The sequence below is a fragment of the Peribacillus sp. FW305-BF15 genome, assembly GCF_058783805.1.
This window is the reverse complement of the sequence record NZ_JBYSYV010000016.1, coordinates 35,128-57,801: the sequence shown is the minus strand read 5'-3', so window position 1 is coordinate 57,801 and position 22,674 is coordinate 35,128. Positions and strand designations below refer to the sequence as shown.

Annotated in this window: 20 protein-coding genes and 2 pseudogenes; 8 read left to right on the top strand and 14 right to left on the bottom strand. The window is 37.3% G+C overall.

Features of this window, described 5'->3' with window-relative positions; all coding sequences use genetic code 11:
* Positions 1-190: 190 nt before the first annotated feature.
* Positions 191-745, bottom strand: a complete 555-nt coding sequence (locus AC3WLU_RS17495) for a GNAT family N-acetyltransferase (RefSeq protein WP_492597666.1) — start codon at positions 743-745, stop codon at positions 191-193.
* Positions 746-1,199: 454 nt separating this feature from the next.
* On the opposite strand from AC3WLU_RS17495, the gene AC3WLU_RS17490 reads away from it, so the two are divergent.
* Positions 1,200-1,601 (top strand): hypothetical protein, encoded by a 402-nt coding sequence (locus AC3WLU_RS17490; RefSeq protein WP_492597648.1) that lies wholly within the window; start codon positions 1,200-1,202, stop codon positions 1,599-1,601.
* Between the two features lie 133 nt (positions 1,602-1,734).
* Here the strand turns inward: AC3WLU_RS17490 and AC3WLU_RS17485 are convergent.
* A pseudogene (locus AC3WLU_RS17485) lies at positions 1,735-2,013 on the bottom strand (transposase); the annotation flags it as partial.
* Entirely contained in the window at positions 2,013-2,762 is a 750-nt protein-coding gene (locus AC3WLU_RS17480; RefSeq protein WP_492597647.1) for a class I SAM-dependent methyltransferase, read from the bottom strand. The pseudogene AC3WLU_RS17485 and the gene AC3WLU_RS17480, both read right to left, overlap by 1 nt.
* A 433-nt stretch (positions 2,763-3,195) precedes the next feature.
* Between AC3WLU_RS17480 and AC3WLU_RS17475 the strand changes: the two genes are divergently transcribed.
* Positions 3,196-4,989 carry a laminin G domain-containing metallophosphoesterase family protein gene (locus tag AC3WLU_RS17475; RefSeq protein ID WP_492597646.1) on the top strand — a complete coding sequence of 598 codons (1,794 nt, stop codon included), beginning with the start codon at positions 3,196-3,198 and terminating at the stop codon, positions 4,987-4,989.
* 159 nt (positions 4,990-5,148) lie between these two features.
* On the opposite strand, the gene AC3WLU_RS17470 is transcribed toward AC3WLU_RS17475, so the two are convergent.
* The 7 genes from AC3WLU_RS17470 to AC3WLU_RS17440 form a co-directional block, all read right to left on the bottom strand.
* Complete coding sequence (locus tag AC3WLU_RS17470) at positions 5,149-6,045, bottom strand: DMT family transporter (protein WP_098937077.1); 897 nt, start codon at positions 6,043-6,045, stop codon at positions 5,149-5,151.
* A 423-nt stretch (positions 6,046-6,468) separates the two neighbouring features.
* Positions 6,469-7,293 carry an ABC transporter permease gene (locus AC3WLU_RS17465; protein ID WP_492597645.1) on the bottom strand — a complete coding sequence of 275 codons (825 nt, stop codon included), beginning with the start codon at positions 7,291-7,293 and terminating at the stop codon, positions 6,469-6,471.
* Between the two features lie 21 nt (positions 7,294-7,314).
* Complete coding sequence (locus tag AC3WLU_RS17460; protein ID WP_492597644.1) at positions 7,315-8,124, bottom strand: ABC transporter ATP-binding protein; 810 nt, start codon at positions 8,122-8,124, stop codon at positions 7,315-7,317.
* 28 nt (positions 8,125-8,152) lie between these two features.
* A complete protein-coding gene (locus tag AC3WLU_RS17455) occupies positions 8,153-9,214 on the bottom strand; it encodes an ABC transporter substrate-binding protein (RefSeq protein ID WP_492597643.1) in 1,062 nt (353 codons plus the stop codon).
* A gap of 579 nt (positions 9,215-9,793) precedes the next feature.
* Positions 9,794-9,991, bottom strand: a complete 198-nt coding sequence (locus AC3WLU_RS17450) for a hypothetical protein (RefSeq protein ID WP_492597642.1) — start codon at positions 9,989-9,991, stop codon at positions 9,794-9,796.
* Positions 9,975-10,154 (bottom strand): DUF1796 family putative cysteine peptidase, encoded by a 180-nt coding sequence (locus tag AC3WLU_RS17445; RefSeq protein ID WP_492597641.1) that lies wholly within the window; start codon positions 10,152-10,154, stop codon positions 9,975-9,977. Before AC3WLU_RS17445 ends, AC3WLU_RS17450 begins: the two co-directional genes overlap by 17 nt.
* A gap of 40 nt (positions 10,155-10,194) precedes the next feature.
* Positions 10,195-10,356, bottom strand: a complete 162-nt coding sequence (locus AC3WLU_RS17440) for a hypothetical protein (protein ID WP_170956404.1) — start codon at positions 10,354-10,356, stop codon at positions 10,195-10,197.
* Between the two features lie 596 nt (positions 10,357-10,952).
* Here AC3WLU_RS17440 and AC3WLU_RS17435 point away from each other — a divergent pair.
* Positions 10,953-12,170 carry a cytochrome P450 gene (locus AC3WLU_RS17435; RefSeq protein ID WP_492597640.1) on the top strand — a complete coding sequence of 406 codons (1,218 nt, stop codon included), beginning with the start codon at positions 10,953-10,955 and terminating at the stop codon, positions 12,168-12,170.
* A gap of 337 nt (positions 12,171-12,507) precedes the next feature.
* Here the strand turns inward: AC3WLU_RS17435 and gloA2 are convergent.
* Positions 12,508-12,879 (bottom strand): annotated as a pseudogene (gene gloA2 / locus AC3WLU_RS17430) (SMU1112c/YaeR family gloxylase I-like metalloprotein).
* Positions 12,880-13,394: 515 nt separating this feature from the next.
* Between gloA2 and yyaC the strand changes: the two are divergent.
* Positions 13,395-13,928, top strand: coding sequence for a spore protease YyaC (gene yyaC, locus AC3WLU_RS17425; protein WP_098864185.1), 534 nt, complete (start codon positions 13,395-13,397; stop codon positions 13,926-13,928).
* Between the two features lie 93 nt (positions 13,929-14,021).
* On the opposite strand, the gene AC3WLU_RS17420 is transcribed toward yyaC, so the two are convergent.
* Positions 14,022-15,332 (bottom strand): CitMHS family transporter, encoded by a 1,311-nt coding sequence (locus tag AC3WLU_RS17420; protein WP_413010661.1) that lies wholly within the window; start codon positions 15,330-15,332, stop codon positions 14,022-14,024.
* A gap of 246 nt (positions 15,333-15,578) precedes the next feature.
* Positions 15,579-16,442: a LysR family transcriptional regulator gene (locus AC3WLU_RS17415; protein WP_034313052.1), complete on the bottom strand. Its 864-nt coding sequence runs from the start codon at positions 16,440-16,442 to the stop codon at positions 15,579-15,581.
* 149 nt (positions 16,443-16,591) lie between these two features.
* On the opposite strand from AC3WLU_RS17415, the gene AC3WLU_RS17410 reads away from it, so the two are divergent.
* Positions 16,592-17,719: a 2-methylaconitate cis-trans isomerase PrpF family protein gene (locus AC3WLU_RS17410; protein WP_492597639.1), complete on the top strand. Its 1,128-nt coding sequence runs from the start codon at positions 16,592-16,594 to the stop codon at positions 17,717-17,719.
* A gap of 57 nt (positions 17,720-17,776) precedes the next feature.
* Entirely contained in the window at positions 17,777-17,923 is a 147-nt protein-coding gene (locus AC3WLU_RS17405) for a hypothetical protein (protein WP_164468794.1), read from the top strand.
* A 658-nt stretch (positions 17,924-18,581) separates the two neighbouring features.
* Here AC3WLU_RS17405 and tcuA read toward each other — a convergent pair.
* Complete coding sequence (gene tcuA, locus AC3WLU_RS17400) at positions 18,582-20,093, bottom strand: FAD-dependent tricarballylate dehydrogenase TcuA (RefSeq protein WP_492597638.1); 1,512 nt, start codon at positions 20,091-20,093, stop codon at positions 18,582-18,584.
* 268 nt (positions 20,094-20,361) lie between these two features.
* Between tcuA and AC3WLU_RS17395 the strand changes: the two genes are divergently transcribed.
* Positions 20,362-21,222, top strand: a complete 861-nt coding sequence (locus AC3WLU_RS17395) for a LysR family transcriptional regulator (RefSeq protein WP_063576696.1) — start codon at positions 20,362-20,364, stop codon at positions 21,220-21,222.
* A 47-nt stretch (positions 21,223-21,269) separates the two neighbouring features.
* Positions 21,270-22,394 carry an AbrB family transcriptional regulator gene (locus tag AC3WLU_RS17390; protein WP_492597637.1) on the top strand — a complete coding sequence of 375 codons (1,125 nt, stop codon included), beginning with the start codon at positions 21,270-21,272 and terminating at the stop codon, positions 22,392-22,394.
* Positions 22,395-22,674: the final 280 nt, after the last annotated feature.

The following is a 22,674-nucleotide window of genomic DNA, read 5'->3' as shown; positions in this document are numbered from 1 at the left end:
TGCGGTTTGAACTTTTTTTAACTGAAATCAAACTAGTTTTCCATTGAGTTTGTCTTCAGACCGCTAAAATCCCAATTGGTAATCATTCCCTCAGTAAAATCGTAAAAGGGCTTCGCAATGAGTGCATTCCGAAATCCACTTTTGTCGACAAACAGGGACCGCTTCTTAAACGATCTTCATAATGAATCAATTAAAAGGAATTGCCGTTAAGATCTTCCTTTATGAGTGAGTACATGTATAAATCATCGAATTTGCCATGGATAAATTCATAATGCCTAAGAAGTCCTTCTCTTCTAAATCCTTGTTTTTCCACTAGTTTTTGGGATGGGTGATTATCAGGTTCAATTAAAGCTTCAATCCTTTCCAAGTGAAAGTGGCGATAACCATACATAACAACGGCTTCCAATGTTTCACTCGCAATGCCTTTTCCCCAATGGTCTTTACTTAATTCATATCCAATTTCAGCACGATGGTGTTTGGTTACCATATTCAGAAAACCACAACTTCCTATAACCTTACCGGAATCTTTTAATGTAATTCCCCATCTAATTCCCGAACCTTTTTCGAAAATAGATTCATACCACTTAATTTCATCCCATACATCATTTACTGTCTCGAATGGATCTAACCCCATTGGCTTCACCACATCTGTATCAGATAGATATTTGAACATGTCACCCGCATCTTCCAGTGTCACTTCCCTTAATATCAATCGTTTGGTTTCAATAACCGGAAATACCTTCACCATTCAATTTCCCCCTTCCAAACTCCCATTTCCATATTTAACTATTTAATCATTACCTAATTAAAGTCGATAATCAACGCATTATTGCTTAAAAATTAATGTTAATAACTAAAAGGCGTCCCTACTTTCGTAGAAACGCCTTTTTTCGTTTACTTCATTATTTTCGGTTCCTTTACTGCTGAGATCATTAAAAACATGGGCCTTCGATTTTCATCTTTCATTTCAGGAACAATTTTTAACATGTCATCAGAAGGCATCGGTTCCTTTACTACCTTAATGCTGAACAAAAATTCAATATGAGGCAAAAAAAAAACAGCCATTAATATTGTTGTCTTTTATTTTAACAACAATAAATGGGCAGCCCTGTTTTGTTGTCCATCATTGTCCATATAGGACCCTTCCCACCCTTTGTACATAGTCTGAAAGGGTAAACAAAAAAAGGAGGATTTCTTGAATGTATAATTACACTTACTACCCTAATAATGTGCATTATTATATAGATGGAGAACGAATACCTGGCCCGGGCGGCGGTCAATGGGACGGACACGGTGGCGGTCATGGCGGCGGTCAATGGGACGGACACGGTGGCGGTCATGGCGGCGGTCAATGGGACGGACACGGTGGTGGTCATGGCGGCGGCCAATGGGACGGACACGGTGGCGGTCATGGCGGCGGTCAATGGAACGGACACGGTGGCGGTCATGGCGGCGGTCAATGGGGCGGACACGGTGGCGGTCATGGCGGCGGTCAATGGGGCGGACACGGTGGCGGTCATTGGGAACACGGACAATGGATTCCACGCTGTAGGAGAGTATGGGTTCCCGGATTTGGTTGGAATTGGATTTGTAGATGGTGAAAAAAAAGACAGCTTATGGCTGTCTCAGTTTGTAGACAAAAGGGGTTCGGAATTAAAAAATTCCGACCCCTTTTTGAAATTCCTTTGAATTTTCGCCTAAAGTTAAGAGATTGGGGCTCAACGAGCCTCTATGTTAGGCCATTTTTGGACCTCGCCATGTCCAATTGGCCATCTTCTTTAAATGAATGGCAGCGAAAGTAAGCATCGCCTGCATTGACAATTTTTTAAGTCCCTTTAAAGGAGTCCAACGCATACCATGCTTTTCTTTTGCATCTGCGAATACACGCTCAATCGTTTCTTTACGTTTTGCATATATTGGTTTTGCATCTTAATGACGACGCAGATGATCTGCTTCTTCCACATGTGTTTGCCAGATATGCCGCGTCGCAACTTTTTGACAGTCCTTGCTTTTCACTTCATTATTTTCGGTTCCTTTACTGCTGAGATCATTAAAAACATGGGCCTTCGATTTTCATCTTTCATTTCAGGAACACTTTTTAACATGTCATCAGAAGGCATTGGTTCCTTTACTGCCTTTATGCTGAAACCTGCATCAATCAAGTCATTCATATATGTTGAAATCGTTCGATGATACTTTACTACGTTTTCGGTTAAGAAGGTTGTTTCTCTTACACCTTCGTACTGATAGTTGTCAACTGGCCAATGCAGATGATTGCCGTGGTCATCGTCATACCAAGCTTGTTCGTTGCGAGAAGTAAAGATTGGATGTTCAACAGAGAAAACAAAAGTGCCTCCAGGCTTTAAACAATCATGGACCTTTTTGCAGATTGCCTCATATGACTTAATGTAATGAAAAGCCAATGAACTGATAACGACATCAAATTCAGATCCGGAAAAATCGATATCTTCAATCGGCATTTTAATATATGAAATACAAGGGTCATCCGTTTTTTCACGTGCTCTTTGAAGCATATTGTCGGAAATATCCACACCAACGACGGAACTTGCCTGTTGCTCTCGGGCAAATCGGCAATGCCAGCCGAAACCGCAGCCCAAATCAAGTACCGTTTTATTACGCAGATTTGGCATTAGCTCTTTTAATACATGCCATTCTCCGGCAGCTTCGAGTCCTTTGACTGATCGTGGCATTTGCTCATACGCAGAAAAGAAATTTGCATCATCATATTTGTTTTGTTTCAAAACTCATACATCTCCTATAATTCAAGATAGCCTCCTAAGATTAATACCACATCTATTACAGGAGGCTACCTATCTCCTTCTCACCATTTTTTTCACCTCATTATCTTGATGGATCACTGTCCTAATACTAACACATTGCTTGTTTTCCTACCCTCCCACCTAAAGAACAAAATACTTCAAATTAGTTGTTATCCTTGATTTCAAATTGTAGGCATTAGGCCTTATCTCCTAATGTCTTTTTTAGTAATAAGTCTTTTTTACTCATCCTTAATAAGTTATCGAGAAGATAAGCAAACTATACCTTATTGCAGCTTATACGGAATCTCCCCTACCTAGGCTTATTTCTCAAAAATTACCCAGGTAGTAAGTAAAGAATATATGTTTAACCATTATTCTTAAATTGCTTAATCTAATTTAAAGGGGTGAATATATTATGAGAATGAAAAAAGCATTTATAGGTCTCTCACTCTTATGTATGATTGTTCCTGGTATTGCCAAGTCAGCCGATTCTTTAAATTCCGTTGCTGAAAATGATCGGAGCAGTATCGTTGCAAATTGGAAATTCACAAAACAACATGTTAAAAGCGGTTCAATCGATAAAGGTAATTTAATTATTGAAGATACAACCAAACAAGGAAATGATTTAGAGTTAGTGACGATAGGTGACCCTGCATCACCCGAATTAAAAAATATGATGAAATGGTCTGAAGAAGATTATTATGCTCAAGATAAAGTTAATAGCTTGAAATTCGCCAATTACGAAAACGCCCCTGCAGGAAGATATTTTAAAACCATACGGGATGCACCTATCAATTCAGAGAATTTCGATAGGGGTTTTACCATTGAATTGGTATTTAAGATGCCAAGGAAACCCAAAAGTGCCATGGGGCTTTTTTCAAGACAAGGACAGGCGGCAGATCTTAATAAAATGGAAGGTGAGAAAAAAATCCTTTCTGCTTTATCTATATCCAGTGATCAAAAATTGCACTGGACAAGCCATCCATCCAATCTAAACTATAATGTAAGCAATTGGTCTCGTTCTTTAAATGCTGGTGAATGGTACCATTTGGCAGTTGTTAATGATGGTAGCACAACGACTCTAACTTTAAATGGCGTTAGTGATTATGGAGAATCAGAAAAGGCAATAGGTATTGCAGCATTAAAAGGTAAAGGCTGGAATATCGGTGCAACAGAGTGGGGAAATAAGTTGGATGCGCTTTTCGGAGGGAATATCCAGGAAATACGAATTGCCAACAAGGCATTAACTGAAAAAGAATGGCTAGTACAGGATGCTCGTGACGATGAACCCTTTGAAGGATCAAACAAGTCCTTCCCCATTCTAACGAATAAGAAGAATTATAATTTCCTCTTTATTCCAGATACCCAGAAATATTCAAGCCAAAATCCTGAGATTTTCAATAGCCAAATGAACTGGATATCCAATAACACCAAGAAGAACAATATTATCATGAGTACATTTGTTGGTGACATTGTCGATAGTGATTCAGAAAAACAATGGCAGAATTCGCTCAGAGCCATTTCCCTTTTGGATAAAAAGGAAATTCCATATATGATGGCGGCTGGGAATCATGACTATGCTGCCGGAGATCCTTTTTTAACACATTATGGGCCACAGCGTTTTATGAATAAAAACTACTATAAGGGGTCGGCTCCCTCTGGGTATAGCTCATATGCAATCGCTAAGGCAGGGAGTTATGAATACTTAGTTTTAATCGTGGATATGAAAAACCTGCATAAGGACTTGGAATGGTCAAAAAAAGTTCTGGAACGGCATAAAGATAAACCGACAATCCTCGTCTCACATGATATTATTTTTCCGAAAGTTAAAGATGATAAAACTATTGCCGCCGATTCGTCCAATGGCCGGCTGATATGGGATGAACTTGTAAAGAACCATAATCAAGTGTTCATGACGGTTAATGGACATTTTTATGGGATAGCGCATCGGGTAAAACAAAACTCAGCAGGAAATGATGTCATTCAAATGCTGGTCAATTACCAAACGAATTATCGAGGGGGAAATGGCTGGCTAAGACTTGTAGAATTTGATGAAAAGAAAAATGTATTATTAATCCGTACTTATTCCCCATATGTTGACGGAATGACTAGGAAAGAAAAGTCCTATATTGATTATAAATTTTTAACAGGTGAAAATAATTCATTTAAATTGGAATGGGACTTTAAACATAGATTTAATTTCAGGTAATGAACAGGGCGGAAAAATCCAATTCCCCAGGTGTATCTGATTAACCTCATCAACCTGGGTGAATTCCTTTTATTAGGCTGCCCTCCTATATGCTCAGTCGTCCAAGAAGGATATACGTTCATTCATGATAATCTGGGATGCTGCTATTTTTTCTAGTTTTCATGCTGCTTTTTTCACCACTGATTTATACTTTCCGAAACCATTAACGACAAGGACCCCCAATATCGCAATACTGCCGCCAATGACTGAAAGGGTACTAGGTACTTCCTGCAGCCAAACCCAAGCGACGAAAATGGCAATCACAGGTTCAATGTACAACAAACTGGAAACGGAACTGGCTTTTCCTAATGATAAAGCGACTGCCCAAGTTACATAACCGATGGCCGCAGGGAAAATACCAACAAAAATCGCTGATAAATGACCTTCCAAAGTAGCATGTTGAATTTCTTGAAATAGCCCAGGAAAAAATATAAAAAAGGGTATTGTACCGATCCATGTGAAGTAAGCTGTCAATTCAATCGGATTATAACGGCTAAACAGTGGCTTTTGGAAAACAAAAAACACCGCAGAAGCAATAGCTGACATCAGTACTAAAAAAGCTCCTTCAGAAATATTCAGGGAAGGTCCTGCGGTACCTAATGTTATTAAGGTGATCCCTGTGAATCCAATTCCTAAACCAATCCATCCGTATAGTCCGAGGCGCTCTTTCAAAACGAACGCAGCAATGATTGCGATGAAGACAGGTGCTGAACCGATCAGCATTCCAGCCGTTCCCGCCGAAACCGTTTGTTCCCCGAATGTCACCCCGATATGGTAAATACTAATGCCAATAAATGCAAGGATCGAAATCCTCAACAAATCCTCTTTTTTCGGGAGTCGAAATTTCACCCCAGGCCAGAGAGCATAAAGGATAAAAACTCCTGATGCTATAAGATAACGAACAAGTACCAAATGACCGGCTGAATATCCGCCATGCAAGCTTGCACGAATAGCAGCGAATGTAGAGCCCCAAATAATTACTGTTATAGATGCCAATAAAAATGCCTTTGTGTTCAAAACCTATTCCTCCCAACCATCCCTATAAATTGAAGGTATCATGGATACGTGAGAACTTCAATATAATTTCTATCTCGCTGTGAAGTGTCACAGTAAAATAACGAATTTAAGTACATTCTGAGTTGTAACCATCGCTGAAGAAATTCTATTCCATTTGGGATTGGATTTGAGAGCTTTGTTAAAAGAAGGATCAGGTTTGAAAAGCATACTAAACAAAATAGTTATATAGTCAAAACAAGTTGATTGGAGCGGATGTGCGAGACTCCTGCGGGAAAAGCGAGGCCAAGGGAGACCCCACAGGCGCAAAGAGCGCCGAGGAGGCTCCCGGACCGCCCGCGGAAAGCGAGTGCCTGGAATGGAAATCAACGTTCAAACCGCGGACAAACTCGATTTTCATTGAGTTTGGATACAGAATTAATTTAATTAACTATTTTCAGGTTTCCAAGATGAAAAGCGTCTTTCAATAATGCCTAATAATGAAGTAAGAATGATTCCCGTAATCGTAATGACTAACACGCCAACAAACATGCGATCTGTTTGTAGATTTTGACCATTGCTTGTCAATTGGTATCCGATACCAGCTGTCGAAGCGAATAATTCACCTACAACCACTGCAATTAATCCTTGACCTATACCTAAGCGAATACCGTTTAAAAGGAATGGTACCGTCGAAGGCAATGCAATTGTTTTAAAAATTTGAAATTCACTTGCACTAAATGTCCTTGCTGCTTTTATTAAGTTTTGATCTAATGTTAACATAGCTTTTTGAGCGCTCATCACTATTGGAAAGAAAGCCATCAAAAATACGATAACAATTTTTGATGCTGGCCCTATTCCGAATGCAATGATGATCACTGGTAACATGGCGACTTTAGGAGTTACATATAATCCTGAAATGAAAGGGTTAACCACTGCATTAAAGGTAGAGTTCCAACCTGATAACACACCTATTGGGATTCCAATAAGTATGGCTAAAACAAAGCCTGAAACAAATTCGTAACCACTTACCTTCATATTTTCCCAAAAGGAAACTTCTTGGACCATTAAAACTGCCGCTTGTGCAATTTCAATTGGTGAGCTTATGAACAATGGATTAATCCATTCATTTTGAGAGGCAGTTTCCCAAAGCAACAGGAATAGTAAAACAGAAGCAACACTGATAAAAAATGACTTTTTTTCTTTTTTCATTTTCTTCGCCTTTTTTATCTTTTGCTTTGATTGTGTAAGTTCTATCATACCCTTCGTCATAGTGTTCTCCTTTCACATTAATTATTTCTCTTCGAAACCTTGTTTAGAAGACTCCTGTTCAATAATGGACCAAATATGATCTACAAACTCTAAAAATTCCGGGCTGCGCTTCACATGGAGATCTCTTGGTCTAGGTATATCAACATCAACAACCTCCACTACACGTCCTGGTCTTGCCCCAAAAACAAAAACTCTATCAGCTAAAAATACCGCTTCATCAATTTGGTGTGTAATGAAAAGACTTGTCTTTTTTGTCTCATCCCATATTCTAAGTAACTCACCTTGCATAAATTCCCTAGTTTGTGCGTCCAATGCCGAAAATGGTTCATCCAATAATATTAATGATGGGTTTACCGTTAATGCCCGAGCCAAGTTTACCCGTTGCTGCATCCCACCTGACAATTCATGTGGATAATGATTTTCATAACCTTTTAAACCGACCATTTCAATAAATTCTTTGGCCTCTTTCTTTTTCTCTGCGGTTATTTGCTTTAACAGTTCAACTCCATAAAGAACATTTTCCAAAACAGTTCTCCAAGGTAATAGACTCGGGTTTTGAAAAACCATTGCCCTGTCCTTGCCGGGACCATCAATTTTTTGCTGATCTAATAGTATTTCTCCCTTACTTGGCTTTAGCAATCCAACTACAGTATTTAAAAAAGTGGTTTTTCCACAGCCGCTCGGCCCAACAATACATATAAATTCACCATCTTTAATGTTTAAATTTATATTCTGCAGGGCGATCACTTCTGCACCAGTTTTGTTATTTACGTAAGTAACGTCTAAAAAACGAGTAGACAATTTAAAGTTTTCCAGTTGTGCATTTTCCATCTTACCTATCATCTCCTTTCCATTCTAATTATTTTTTAAAAGCCTCTTCTATATAACTATTTGTCCAAATAACATCTTCAGTTGTATCCTGTTTAGTAGAAACGCCTGATATCTTGCCAAATTCAACTAATGGATCCTGGGCATTATCCCAAGCCTCTTGATTCATTTCTCCATAGCCTTTAAAAGTGTTTTTCAATCCGATTAATGATTCCTCTAGAATATCAACATCTATTCCATCAAAATAAGATTCGATCGATTCGGCTGCCTCTCTTGGGTTATTACGTGTGAATTCCATACCTTTCCCTATTGCCCGAACTACTTTCAATGATGTTTCATGATTTTCTTCTAAGTATTCTTTTTTAGCAAATACAGCTTCCCAGACCATATTCCCATACATTGGCTCTTCACTTGTATTGATTACAATGTCTCCTATATCTTTACTTTCCGCTTGTAAACCCATTGGGGGTGATGCTATTCCCCCGTCAACAATCCCCTCCTGCATACCGCCAATCTTCGATCCATCTCCTGCTAATTTGACGGTTTTAAGAGTATTGGGATCAACTCCATGCATTTGCATTAAATGACGGGTGTATACGTCTCCAGAATCGCCAACAAGGTTTGTACCAATAGTTGCGCCTTTCAATGAAGCCACTCTATCTTCAAGTGATGAGTCTTTAGAAACATTCTTTTTCTTTTGATATTGATTAGAGAGTGTAATTTGATAGGTTAGCGCAGAATTTAAAGATTGAATTGCCAATAAATCTTCACCTTTGTCAAGAGGAGTAAACATACTTCGAGGACCCGAGACCGCAAACTGAGCTTCACCTGATAATACAGAAGCGATTACTTGTGCTCCTCCACCACCAGAAACAATCTCAGCTTCAATTCCTTCCTTTTCAAAAAAACCTTGCTCTATTGCTACATACAATGGGGCAACCGACAATAATCGTGCAGGTTCCGTAAAAGTAAGCTTAACCGCTTTTCCTCCTGAATTCCCTTTGTTTTCTGTAGTTGTTTCGTCACTTGGACCGCATGCAGATACTATTAACACCAAACAAAGCAGAACGAACGCCAATTTATTCTTAAACATATTACTTACCTCCCTAAATCAAATATTTTTAACATTTCATTCACTAACTAACTATATTCCTCCTCTATTTTAGTTTTATATACAAAACATAATTTCATATACATATCAATTCTAAATCAGCTGTCCCTTATGGGTCAATTGTAATTTTGGAATATTTAGATAATTAAGCAAATTACTGCACAAAAAAACACTCATTAAAATCATGAGTGCCCTTTAACTCTTGAGATGCAATTTTCTGCGAAATAAAGGGAAAAACTTAATGCTTCAGCAATTTAAAAAAGATTGCAATATAAGAATCGAAGTCAGTACTAGAATATGTTTTTATTAAGGTTACCCATTATACACATAATCCCCCATTGTATCATTATAAGGACCGTCGCTGGGTACTTGCACTGTACAAATGCCCTTGTTCATTAACATCCTATCAAGCCTGCTATTGGATCAATGAAGAGGATATTAAGACAAGACGGATTGTAATTCCACTGCTTCGTGAACGGAAACTGCCCCCACCTAACGAATAAGATGGAATTGCTATTTGACATTATTTTAATATACTTATTTATTCGGTAATTGAGTTTTTCAAGCAGGGTAAAGATGAGTCCAATCTTGATTAGGTATCATAGGGAAAACATGAACTGAAATAACATTATAATAGGTATCTTGAATAAAATGCGCTTTTTGTTGCTTGCCGCCCTCATCTGAAAAAACCACATCTCCACCATCAAGATAAGAATCGATGCCATCTACCTGCTTCATATTTTTAACTAAAACCGACAAATCTGTTCTTCAATAACCTGCTTACATCCGGGAGCGAATTAAATTCAACCCAATCAAGGGGAAATGAAGACCGCCTTAAATTAAGGGAAGGTCCACACCAACTGCCAAGGCTAATGATTGCTTCATAAGATCCTTTTATATCTTGTAATTCCAATTCAGTCATCCTCTCTACTAATTTCCCTATTTCACCGAGGTAACTAATTTTATTGCCAGTCTTTTTCACTTTGTTCTGGAATTATATACACAATCCAGCCATAACGAATTTTCAGTTCTTCAGCCATTATTTCGGCAGTTTCTTTATCCGGAAATGTGCCTGTTATTAAGCGGAAACGGTTATTTTCCGGGTTAATTATTTTTTCTCTCATAGCTTGTACCTCCTTTTTTATATCCTATGAAGCTTCATGGAAATCTGTATAGTACTTAATAGATTACTAACAGCCCTTTTTATGTACATGAAAAATAAAAGAAGCCCAACTTTGATAAAGTGGACTTGTTGGGAACTTGGGGGATTATTGGAAATGCAAAAGAAAATTATGGAGAAGTGAATGACTATTTAAATATTGTCCCCTTTCCACCTTTTATTGTAGGGTCAATAATCTTTTTCTAACTCCTCAATCGCTTGATTCTATCACCCACTTCAAAGGCAAGATGCCTAAGCCCTCTTGCTTCAGGATAAGTTGGACAATTGGGGCTATAAGAAAAAAGAGAACAATTCCGGCTGATATTCCCCTCCGACCATTTGGGGTACCGGTATGATCTTAAACGAGAAGCTATGAAACTCAAAAGAGTTTTTCAATAGGTGGTGAGTCAAATATTCAAAGTTATTACTTTCTTCTTATTGAAAAATATCTCAATTTATGTCAATTGAAACCAAATTATGAGTTTGTTATCTTAGTTAATGAACCGGTTCATGACTAGTTTATGTATGAATATTAGTCACAATAAAAGGAGAGATGAAACCATGACACAAGTACGTAACTCAACAAGCGCAGTGGAGCAGTATGCTAATCTCATCCCCATGAGTGAAATTGCTTCGAACGCAGATCAATTATTTCCTTTTCCAATCTTTAATAGTTTACGACAAAAAACTCCTGTAAGGTACGACGAGGCTCGAAGCTGCTGGGATGTGTTTCGATATGAGGACGTTCATTATATTCTAAAAAATCCAAAACTATTTTCTTCGGAACGAGGGTCTGGAACTCTTCAAGGAAGCATTTTGACAATGGACCCTCCTAGACACACAAAAATGAGAAACTTAGTGAACAAGGCATTCACTCCTAAAGCAGTGAAGGATTTAAAAAATAAAATCGAAGAGGTGACACTTTACCTTCTCGATCAAGTTAATGAGAAGGGGACTATGGATATCGTTCATAACCTTGCTGGTCCGTTGCCTGTCATAATAATTGCCGAATTATTGGGGGTCCCTGCTAAGGATCGGGATCTTTTTAAAACCTATTCTGATGTTCTCGTGGCAGGCGCCAAAGATAATTCAAATGAAGCCTTTCAAAGAATGGCACAGAAACGTAAGGAAGGAAGTGAGTTTCTTAAAGAATATTTCAAAAAAATAATTTTAGAGAGAAAAGTAAATCCAGAAGAAGATTTAATTTCGCTATTATTAGCAGCAAAAATTGATGGGGAAAAATTAACAGAAGAAGAGGTACTATCTTTCTGTGTTTTATTATTAGTTGCGGGAAATGAAACAACAACTAATTTGATTACAAATGCCGTACGCTATATGACAGAAGATAAAAACATTCAAGAACAAGCTAGGACAAATCTGCCTTTAATACCAAAATTGGTAGAAGAAACACTACGCTTTTATCCTCCAATACAGGCAATTGGCCGTGTTACAAAGGAACAAGTCAAAGTTGGGGGCAAAACAATCCAAAAGGGGGAACAAGTAATTTGCTGGGTCGCTTCGGCAAACCGGGATGAACAAAAGTTTGCAGAGCCTAATCGGTTCACATTAGAAAGGAAATTAAATCCTCATTTGAGTTTCGGGTTTGGTATTCATTTTTGTTTAGGTGCCCCGCTTGCACGTCTAGAAGCAGAAGTAGCTCTCGTGACACTATTAAGTACATTTGCAAAATTGGAAGGTGTAAAAGGGACTGAGCTGGAGGCGATTCCAAGTCCGTTCGTTTTTGGAGTGAAAGAACTTCCTTTAAAATTTACAAGATAAGAGCCTTGCTGCCTAAGAATATATAGATTAGGTAATACAAAACCTATCAATAACAATAATGAATTTTTTTATATAACCTCAATGAAAAGGAAGTATATTAAAATTGAATATTTGGAAAGCATTTATTGGAGAAGATATTAAATCCTACATTTATCCAGTTATTAAAAATTCCATTGTACTAGGTTGAAAAAAACTTAATATATAATACGGATTTTATGACATAAAAAATACAGAAACAAAAATGGAAATCACAAAATGAGTTCCATTTTTGTTTTGAGTACTATTTTGTTTTAGGGCACCTTCATGAAAGACTTTTCTTATCAAAATATACATAACCCTACTGCAAATAATACTTTCCATATATTTCAAGAGGTAAATCATCCAGATCACAAAAAAAGGTAAACCTTTTTCCTGTTAACTCATCAACACGGATAGGTTCGACTGGAATGTTTTCTTTTTCTAAATCTTCAATCGCTCGATTAATATCTTCCACTTCAAAAGCAAGATGTCTAAGCCCTCTTGCTTCAGGATAACTGGACGATTTGGGCTATCAGGAAATGAGAACAATTCAAGCTAAATTTCCCCTCCGACCATTAAATCCAATTTATACGACTGCCTATCTGACCGATATGTCTCCTTCACGATATCACACCCTAATTTTTCATAATCGGAACAAATTATTGACATGATGTATTTTTTTTACCTTCATTTGTTTCCTCCCTAAGAACATTGGTTATTTTAATAATCTAATTTTACCAAAGTTATCCATTTATAAAAAAATTAGATTTCAGTGCTTCCTTCGGAATATACTGCACCATACTGGTACATCCATTTCCCTTTCACCTGGATATAGGTCTTTACAAAGGGCGTATAATATAAGTAATCTAAAAAAACGTATAATAAAAAAGGAGCCTTCCCCTCCTACTCTCTAGATCAATAATATAGATTCCTAGAACGCTGATTATGTTAATTAACTTTGTATATTGGTGTACTTGGTTGTAGTTTAAAATTAAGTCGTTACGTTTTCTAGTTGTAAACCATCTCCCACTTCCTCGCCAAATAAATTAAAAGGGATGTTTTGAATTACTGCCATTTTTCAGAGTGTTAACTATCTTTCCCAAGCATATGCTCATATTTACATGCATGATGTCCTTTTTGTTCGTATAATAGGACAAAGGGGAATTAAGATGAGTCTAATTTACAAGAAGAGGAGCAATTTGTTCTGTGGAAACAAAAGGCGAAGATATAAACTGCTTAGCATTAAAAGTCAAAGAGATTATTCAATCTTCTGGTTGTCAAAATGAAGATGTAATCTTTCTGTGCATTGGTTCAGACCGATCAGTTGGGGATTCATTAGGCCCTTTAGTCGGGACAATGCTTAAAGAACATACGGTGCCTTATCGTGTTTACGGTACTTTGGAAAATCCCGTTCATGCATTTAATTTAAAAGACACATTGAAAAAAATTAAAAAACAATTCAAAAAGCCTCTTATTTTTAGTGTGGATGCTTGTTTAGGGAATCAAAACCAGGTCGGTTATGTTTTTTTGAAGGATGGACCTCTTGTCCCTGGGAAAGCTTTAAAAAAAGTATTGCCGGAAGTTGGAGATTATCATATTACAGGAATGGTCAATTATATAGATCCGCTGCCAACGATGCAATTTTTAAATGATACTCGGCTATACACGGTTATGAACCTTGCGAAAACAATCGTAAAAATAATTACTCAAGCTAGCGGCGAAACTTCTGGAATTAAATAAAAGAATGGGCTGTGCCAAAACCACTAATAATAATTGGTTTTGGCACAGCCCTACTTTGTTTAAGTTCGAAGAATTTATTAGATAACATTGTACTTAAATAATAGCCCCTGTCAAGATAGCAACAATGATAAGGACTAATGAACAAATTAGAGCCCATTTAAATGCATACCGCTGTAGTTCCCCGATATCCGTTTTTACCATCCCTACTAGTAAAAGAGTCGATGCCACGAGTGGACTTAAGAAATGTACAGGCTGGCCCAGTACGGAAGCTCTGGCAATTTCTAAAGGACTCACCCCATAAGCTTCTCCTGCTTCGGCAAGAATTGGCAAAACACCAAAGTAGTAAGCATCATTGGATAAAACGAACGTAAATGGCATGCTGGTGAACGCAACGACCATCGGTAAAAAAGAGCCTAAAGAATCCGGAATGATGGCCACTAATGAATTTGCAATGGCATCTACCATTTTCGTTCCGGAAAAGATCCCTGTGAAAATACCAGCCGCAAATACTAGTGTGACGACGGTAATAGCATTTCCTGCATGTGACACGATTCGCTCTTTTTGCTGTTCTAGATTAGGGTAATTAATGATTGAAGCAAGCACAAATCCGATTAGAAACAACACAGGTACCGGCACTAAGCCCATTACAAGAATGACCATAACCGTGAGCGTCAACAAAAGATTGACCCATATTAATTTAGGGCGCTTTAAATCGTCTTGTATGGCGGAAGCTACCGCTGCTTCAGCTAGAGCTCCTTTCATTTCAGGTGCAGCTTTGATATGAACAACACCAAGCCTTTTGCGCTCTTTTTTCCCAAGTACGTAAGCGGTAAAAAGAATGGCTGCTATTCCTGATAATAGTGTTGGGATAATCGGAACAAAGAATTCATTTGCATCGAGACCTAAAGATGCTATTGCTCTTGTTGCAGGTCCTCCCCAAGGAGTCATCCCACTCATAATACTTACAGCCAGCATAGAAATAGTGGCAAGAATAAGTGGATTCATACCAAGGCGTAAGTAAAGAGGCAGCATAGCGGAAATCGTAATCATATGAGTCGTGGTACCATCACCATCCAAGGCAACGGTCATTGCGATTATTGCTGTACCTATCGCTATTTTTACCGGATCCCCTTTTACGATTTTCAACATAGTTTTAATGAGTGGATCAAATAATCCAGCGTCAATCAGAACTCCGAAAAACAAAATAGCGAACAATAGCAAAGCGGCTGAAGGTGCGACAACCTTTATTCCATCGAGCATCATATCTCCGAGCTCTGGACCAAATCCGCCAATTAATGCAAAGATAATTGGAATGACCACTAGAGAATTAACAGGTGATAACCGTTTAGACATGATTAAATAAGTGAAGACAACGACCATTGAAATTCCAAGTAACGTAAGAATATGAATCCCTCCTATTAAAGAAACCGCTTACAAATCAGATGAGAAGTTTAAATGCTAAAAATATTACATATCATTCTGATTCCCTGTTGCTTTATTTTCTATTTTTAGAATAGTTCATATCATCAAATAAGTGAAATACATATTTTTTTTACTTTTCCGAAAAAAAAACTTATAATCCATTTTATATTAATTAAGAAATCCAAAAAAGCACAATGAAATTTCCAATAATTTCATTGTGCTTTTTCGTTAAAGATTGGAATTTTTATTCAAGAAATCAATAAAGTTTTTCACAGTAGAGAGTTTTAATGAATCCTGATTATACATTAACCAAGTATTTCTTAACACCGGCTTCCCATTTTTGTAGGATAACCCGTATGTATGCAAATTATCTGAAGGCTGCAGGCATATTTCCGGCAGAATAGAAACACCAAGATCATTTTTGACCATCTCTTTGCACGTCTCCTGCCGATCCGTTTCCATGGTTACAAATGGTGGCTCTGGGAATCTATCATGCCACCAGCCATTTATTAAGTTTTTTAAAGAACTGTCGGTCTTATAATTTATGAATGGAAGTTCTGGCAGATTATCCAAGTCTACCTCTTTCTTAGAAATTAAACAAAGTCTTTCTTTATGCAGTAACGATTTGATTCCATACCATTCATAATTTCCACGCAGAATGCCTAATTGAACACTAGAGGAATCCAGAAGATGCATGATTTCAGTACTCCAGCCTGTATTCACATTAAATTGTACATGAGGATATTGTGTTGAAAACTTTTTCAATATTTCTGGTAGTTTATATTGGGCAAAGTTGCTGGAAACGCCAAGCCTTAACGTTCCTCTTACCTCATTTTTCATATTCAGCATATAATCTTTCGTTTTTTGCAACTTTTTCACCATTTCTTCCGCATAACCCGCTAAATGTATCCCTTCTGAAGTGAACTCAATGCCTCCTTTTATTTTGAAAAATAGGTTTGTGCTAAATTCTTTTTCTAAATTTTTAAGCCGGTACGTTAACGCCGGCTGCGATATATATAAACGCTCTGCGGCACGGCTAATGTTTTTTTCTTCATATAGTACCCTTATCGCAATCCAATCTTTTTCGTCCACTTAACCATCCCCCGATTTTTAGATTATAAGTTTTTTTATCATTTTTATTAAAAAAATATGTATTTTACTTATGAATGAACTTATCATACTATATTTTCAAAGGAACCGGTAGTGCTATAAATATTGATTTGAGAAAAGGTGGTTATACAATGAAAGTACCTGTAGTTGTAATGCGCGGCGGGACAAGTAAAGGTGTGTTCCTTAACTTTGAACATATGCCTTCGAATCGCTCACTCTGGGAAGATTTCTTACTTGACGTGATGGGCAGTCCGGATCGGAGACAGATCGATGGTCTTGGAGGAGCGAATTCATTGACAAGTAAAGCAGCGATCATCAAAAAATCAGATTCACCGGAATTCGATGTGGAATATACATTTGCGCAAATCAGTATCGATAATCAAATGGTTGATTTTAAAGGAAATTGTGGGAATATTTCATCTGCTGTAGGACCTTACGCAATTGATCAAGGATTAGTTCCTATACAAGAACCTGTAACAACGGTGAGAATTTTTAACACGAATACACAGAAATTGATAATTGCAGAAGTAGAGGTTGAAAATGGTCAAGTGAAAAAAGAAGGCAGCTGTTCAATTCCAGGCGTGCCTGGTAAAGGATCACCTATCTATCTTTCTTTTACTCGTGCTGAAGGAGCAGTTACAGGAAAACTTTTCCCTACAGGAAATCCAATTGACATGATTAAAACGAAGGATCGACTGATTCAAGTTTCAATCATTGATGTTGCCAATCCACTTGTTTTTGTAAAGGCACAGGATATTGGTCTAAACGGAAGCGAATTGCCCACTGATTATTCACAGGAAAAATTAAATGAACTAGAAGAAATCCGGTCGATTGCAGCTGAAATGTGTCAATTTTCCGATAAGAAATCAGCAACTGTCAAATCTCCTGCTGTTCCTAAAATGACCCTAATTGCTCCTCCTATGGATTACGTCGACCTAAACGGATCGGAAAGAAAAGCGTCAGAGATGGATTTGATGATCAGAATGATGTCGATGCAAAAGCCCCATCAAGCGCTTGCTATTACAGGAGCCATCTGTGCAACTGCAGGAGCTTACTTACAGGAAACGATTTTATCTGAGATGGTGAACATTAAACAGGAAATTTTTCGATTAGCCCACCCGGCAGGGATCATGGAAACAAAAGTTGATTTTTTGGCAGGACACATACGTGCTATTAAAGTGGTACGCACAGCAAGAATCATTTTGGAGGGATACGTGTACACGAAAAAAAATTACGAGCTTTCCTATCAATTAGCTTGATTTGAATTGATTTACAAATTACAGCAAAAAAATCATCTAAAACTTGGAGGCTTTTCAATGTGGGTCATCACTGTCTTTTTAAAAGGAAATATTAAAATTTTTGAATTTGACACAGAAAAAGAAGCGAAAGAACTATTCAAAAATATGAAAGGCACTAAAATTCTTTCCGAAATAGTTTACTTCAATGATCCTTGTTTTGTATAAGTGAGTTTTCAATAGAGCCCAGACTATAATGTATCTCCAACTAACCGATGCCTACAAAATTCAATTATAAAATAGGATTGAGAATAGATGAAAATTTTCCGGGGGGGAGCGCTCACCCTTATACAAGTTAGGATATACTGAATCCAGATTTTCATGGTTACTGGAGTATTTAACCAAAAAGAAAACTAATTGTTATCTATCATCCTTGTTATAGGGAAAAACACCCACAAACCAACCCATTATTTATTGAATAGTATCCTTTTTCACAGGCTCAATTTTAGCATCAATCGGAGCATAGGAAGAACAGCTATATAAATATATATCATACAAAATAGTTGATATCTGGTAACTGTTGATAAGTCAGCGCTGACTTCATGCGCGATAGTGCCCAGCTGATCCATTCAACTGGTGCTAAAATTGAATAGCTATTATAGAAGAAAAATCATATTGTCTGGCCATCAAGACGCTTAAAGCTATACTCTAAAACTCATATCCCTATATGATATGAGTTTTAGTCAATGCATAAAGACTTTTAATATTTGAAGTACCAAACAGCCAAGAACTTTTTAAAGCCTTGGCTGTTTTTCATTCTTCTATTTAATGTATCCCTAGATTTTTTGGACGAATTCTTATCTAATTAACCATTCAAGGAAAAGACTCAATGATTATTGACCGCTTCAACCTTTTCTTGAATATAGTGGGCTGCGGATGAACCAGCTAATTTTCCAAAGACTGCTCCAGACATTAACCCGGATCCACCAGGATAGTTTTCATAAAAAATCCCTCCAATCATTTCACCAGCCGCAAAGAGACCATTAATCGGTTGTTCTTCTTTGTTTAACACATGTCCCGTAACATCTACATGCAAACCGCCGAACGAGAAGGTGATTCCGCACGTTACAGGGAAAGCATAGAATGGCCCTTGCTCAATTCGAAGTGCCCAGTTGGATTTAGGAGGGGTAATTCCTTTCGTTCCTTTGCCATCTTTCTCTGCGGGTCTATACTCGCCATCTTGTACGGCACTGTTATATTCTTCGATCGTTTTAAGGAATTGTGTTTGATTGACCGGCAGTAAACTAGCCAACTCTCCAAGTGTATCTGCTTTATAAATAGTCGCTTCTTCAAGGTCATATTCTTTACGCAGCATCGGGCGTACCTGTGCATCATAAATTTGATATGCCACATGTCCAGGCTGTTTTAATACCTCACGGCCGTATTTGGCATAAGTGTAATTTCGCAAATCTGCTCCTTCATCAACAAACCGTTTTCCTTCATTATTAAGCATTACGCTGTACGGATAAGAATGCTTTTTAAAAATATCTCCCGGCTTCGTGAAATCTCCTACTTTTGGCGCGTTATAATCTGTCCCAATCGAATGACATCCAGACCACTGCCCAAATTTTTGAGCCCCGACTGCCATAGCCATGGAAATGCCGTCTCCTGTGTTGAACTCGGTTCCACGAACAATTGCCGCTTCCCATTCTTCACCAATATTTTCACATCTCATTTTCTTATTGGCTTCAAAGCCGCCACAAGCCAAAATCACACCGGATGTCTGAACTGTTACCATTGTTTGATCCTTCTCAACAACGACACCGGATATTGTGTTATTCTTTGATACGAGCTCCACAGCACGTGAATCGTACCAAACGTCAATGCCAATTTCTTCTGTCCGCGCAAAGAGCTGTCTCATTAAGCCAACGCCTTTATCTTCCGTTTTGATCGGCAGTCCTCCCCAGAAATTGCGCTTGCCAGCTTGTACGAATGATTGATTTTCATAATTCAATTCAAATTTTATTCCCTGATCACGCATCCACGCAATTGTTTCATACGATCTAGAAACCAGCTGTTTTGCTAACTCAGGATTACTTTGTCCGCCTGTTACTCGCATTAAATCATTGTAATAATCGGTTTCCGTGTATTCAGGCATTACAATTAACTCGGATTCTTCATCTATTAATTCAGGTATTACTTTTCTGATTGCGTCTAAATTATTGTATGCAACACGAATGGCTCCATCCGTGAAGAAAGAGTTCCCTCCACGCTTTTCCAATGGTCCTCGTTCTAATACAAGAACTCTAGCACCTCCCTCTTTTGCTGAGATTGCGGCACATAAAGCTGCATTTCCTGCCCCTACTACAACTACATCATAATTTCGTGTATTTGACATCTTTACCCCTCCTGTTAAGTAGTGATAACGCTTCATGTAAATAATAAGGGAAAATAATGAATAAAAATAATATTGTTTTTTTATTAATCGCCATAGAAAAATTTTATGAAGCAATGCTGGAAACGCAAAACTATAGTGAGTCTATTGCTTTACATAAAAAGATAGATTTCTTTTTTCAATAGTTGTATTATACTTTTAGAAATCAAATAAATTATCATTATTTATAATTACCCATAAATATTTTTTATGGTTAAAGGAGAAAAATTTTATGGATGAAAAAGACTGGCTTATATTAATTACTCTTTACGAAGAAAGAAATATAACCAAGGCGGCACAACGACTATTTATTTCTCAGCCAGCTTTATCCTATCGTATAAAACAGCTGGAGAAAGAATTCAAAACAAATTTAATCTCTAGAGGCAAAAGAGGTGTTGAGTTTACAGTTGAAGGGGAATACCTCGTTCAATACTCGAAGAATATGCGTAAGCAATTAGGAGCTGCAAAAGAACACATTTCAAATTTGGATAAAAAAGTAAAAGGAACTTTACGCTTGGGTGTATCTGGCTTGTTTGCCCGATATAAACTACCAGTATTATTAAAAGAATTTCTAACCCTATATCCAGAGGTTGAAATCAGTTTGAAAACTGGATGGAGTTCTCAAATTCATCAGATGCTTCAAAAAGAAGAAGCACACCTCGGGATCGTTAGAGGTCCTTACAAATGGCAGGAAAATAAAGTGTTGTTTCAAGAAGAAAAGATTTGCATTGCCTCCAGTAAAAAAATTGAATTAAAAGAACTTCCTTTTCTTCCTAGAGTTAATTATCAGACAGACCAATCGTTAAGAAATACTATTGAAAACTGGTGGCAGGAAACATTTGCGGTACCACCTAAGATTTCAATGGAGGTAGATCGGATTGAAACATGTAAGGAACTGGTTCTTAATGGTTTAGGATATGCCATTTTACCAGAAATCTGTATTAAAGATGATGAACCACTGTATACTTTCCCCATTGTATTAAGCGATAATAGCTTTTTGCTTAGAGAAACTTGGGTTTTTTACCGAGATGTGACTATGGATTTGGCACAAGTAAAAGCATTTATTGATTTTCTTAATGATTCTAAACAATAGAAATAAGACGAATCTAAATAAAACTAGTACAAAGGAAGAGAATTAACATGAAAAAGTGGGATTTAAATGATGCAAGCAAGACAATCCAATTTTCAGCTGCACTTCTAACTGCTTTTATTGGAGGCAGCCTTTTCTCTCTTATCAGGTTGCCAATCCCCTGGCTTCTAGGGCCAATGGCAGCCCTATTAATTGCATCACGTTTCAAAAACGTTAAATTAATTTGGCCCGTCTCGATGAGAAATACTGGATTAATTATTGTAGGTTATTCAATTGGCATCTCTTTTACCAGGAGCTCACTGTCTGACATGATTAGTCACCTTCCCTCAATGTTGATCCTTACAACCTTAATTGTCCTTGTGTGTGTATGTACAGCTTTTGTTATGTCAAAATATTCCGGCATTGACTATCCTACCTCCTTAACGAGTAGTATACCTGGAGGTTTGTCACAAATTGTTGTGTTTGCAGAAGAAATGAAAGGTATTGATATTACGACCGTAACCTTTTTCCATGTTACAAGAGTGATAATGGTTGTTTTCTTAGTTCCCCTTTTAATTTTCAGTCCCATTTTTGCAGCGAATCGTACCAATGATTCCTCTAATATAATGGATAACGTTATTCCAGAGTGGAGTGATTTATTTCCTCTGATCTTTCTGTTCGCGCTTATTTGTTTTCTCGCAGCAAGAATAGGTAAAATATTCAAATTACCAGCTCCTTACTTTTTAGGACCAGTAATTGTTACTGCTGCAATAGGTCTTTTAGGTTTGCAGGGACCACCACTTCCTCCTTCACTTCTTGATATATCTCAATTTATGGTTGGCGGTTATATCGGTTTACTATTAAAACCGGAACAACTTGACAACAAAAGAAAAACCTTATTATTTGCTTTGATGAACGGACTGATTTTGATCTGCGCAACAATGTTTTTTAGTTTTCTACTGACCCATTATTATGATTTATCGACTATTACGGGTTTTTTAAGTTTAGCCCCTGGTGGAATGGATCAAATGGGAATCATTGCACAAGAAGTAAATGCTGATGTATCTACTGTTACCAGCTATCAACTATTTCGGATAGCTTTTATTTATGCCGCAGTGCCTCCATTACTAAGATTGGTATTAAAATTAAGTTTAAGAAAAAAAGACAAGAACAGTAACGTTAAAACTAAATGTTAATTAAAAAAGGAGAGAGCTTTGCTCAAGGACACTGAAAAAGTCTGATTTATAAAGAAAAGAAGGTCATCATTCACATTATTTAGATGATGACCTTCTTTTTACATACTAAAAAAAAATAGCATTAAATTTTTAAAAATTTGTTTATTGTATCACTTATCCTTTGGCTTTCTTTGCTCTCCTCCCTCCAATCTTTTTTTAAGAATAAATTATTTTGATACCAACACAAAAAAAATATGTATTTAACTTATTGTTCTCCCTGTATTACCTTTAATAAAGAAAA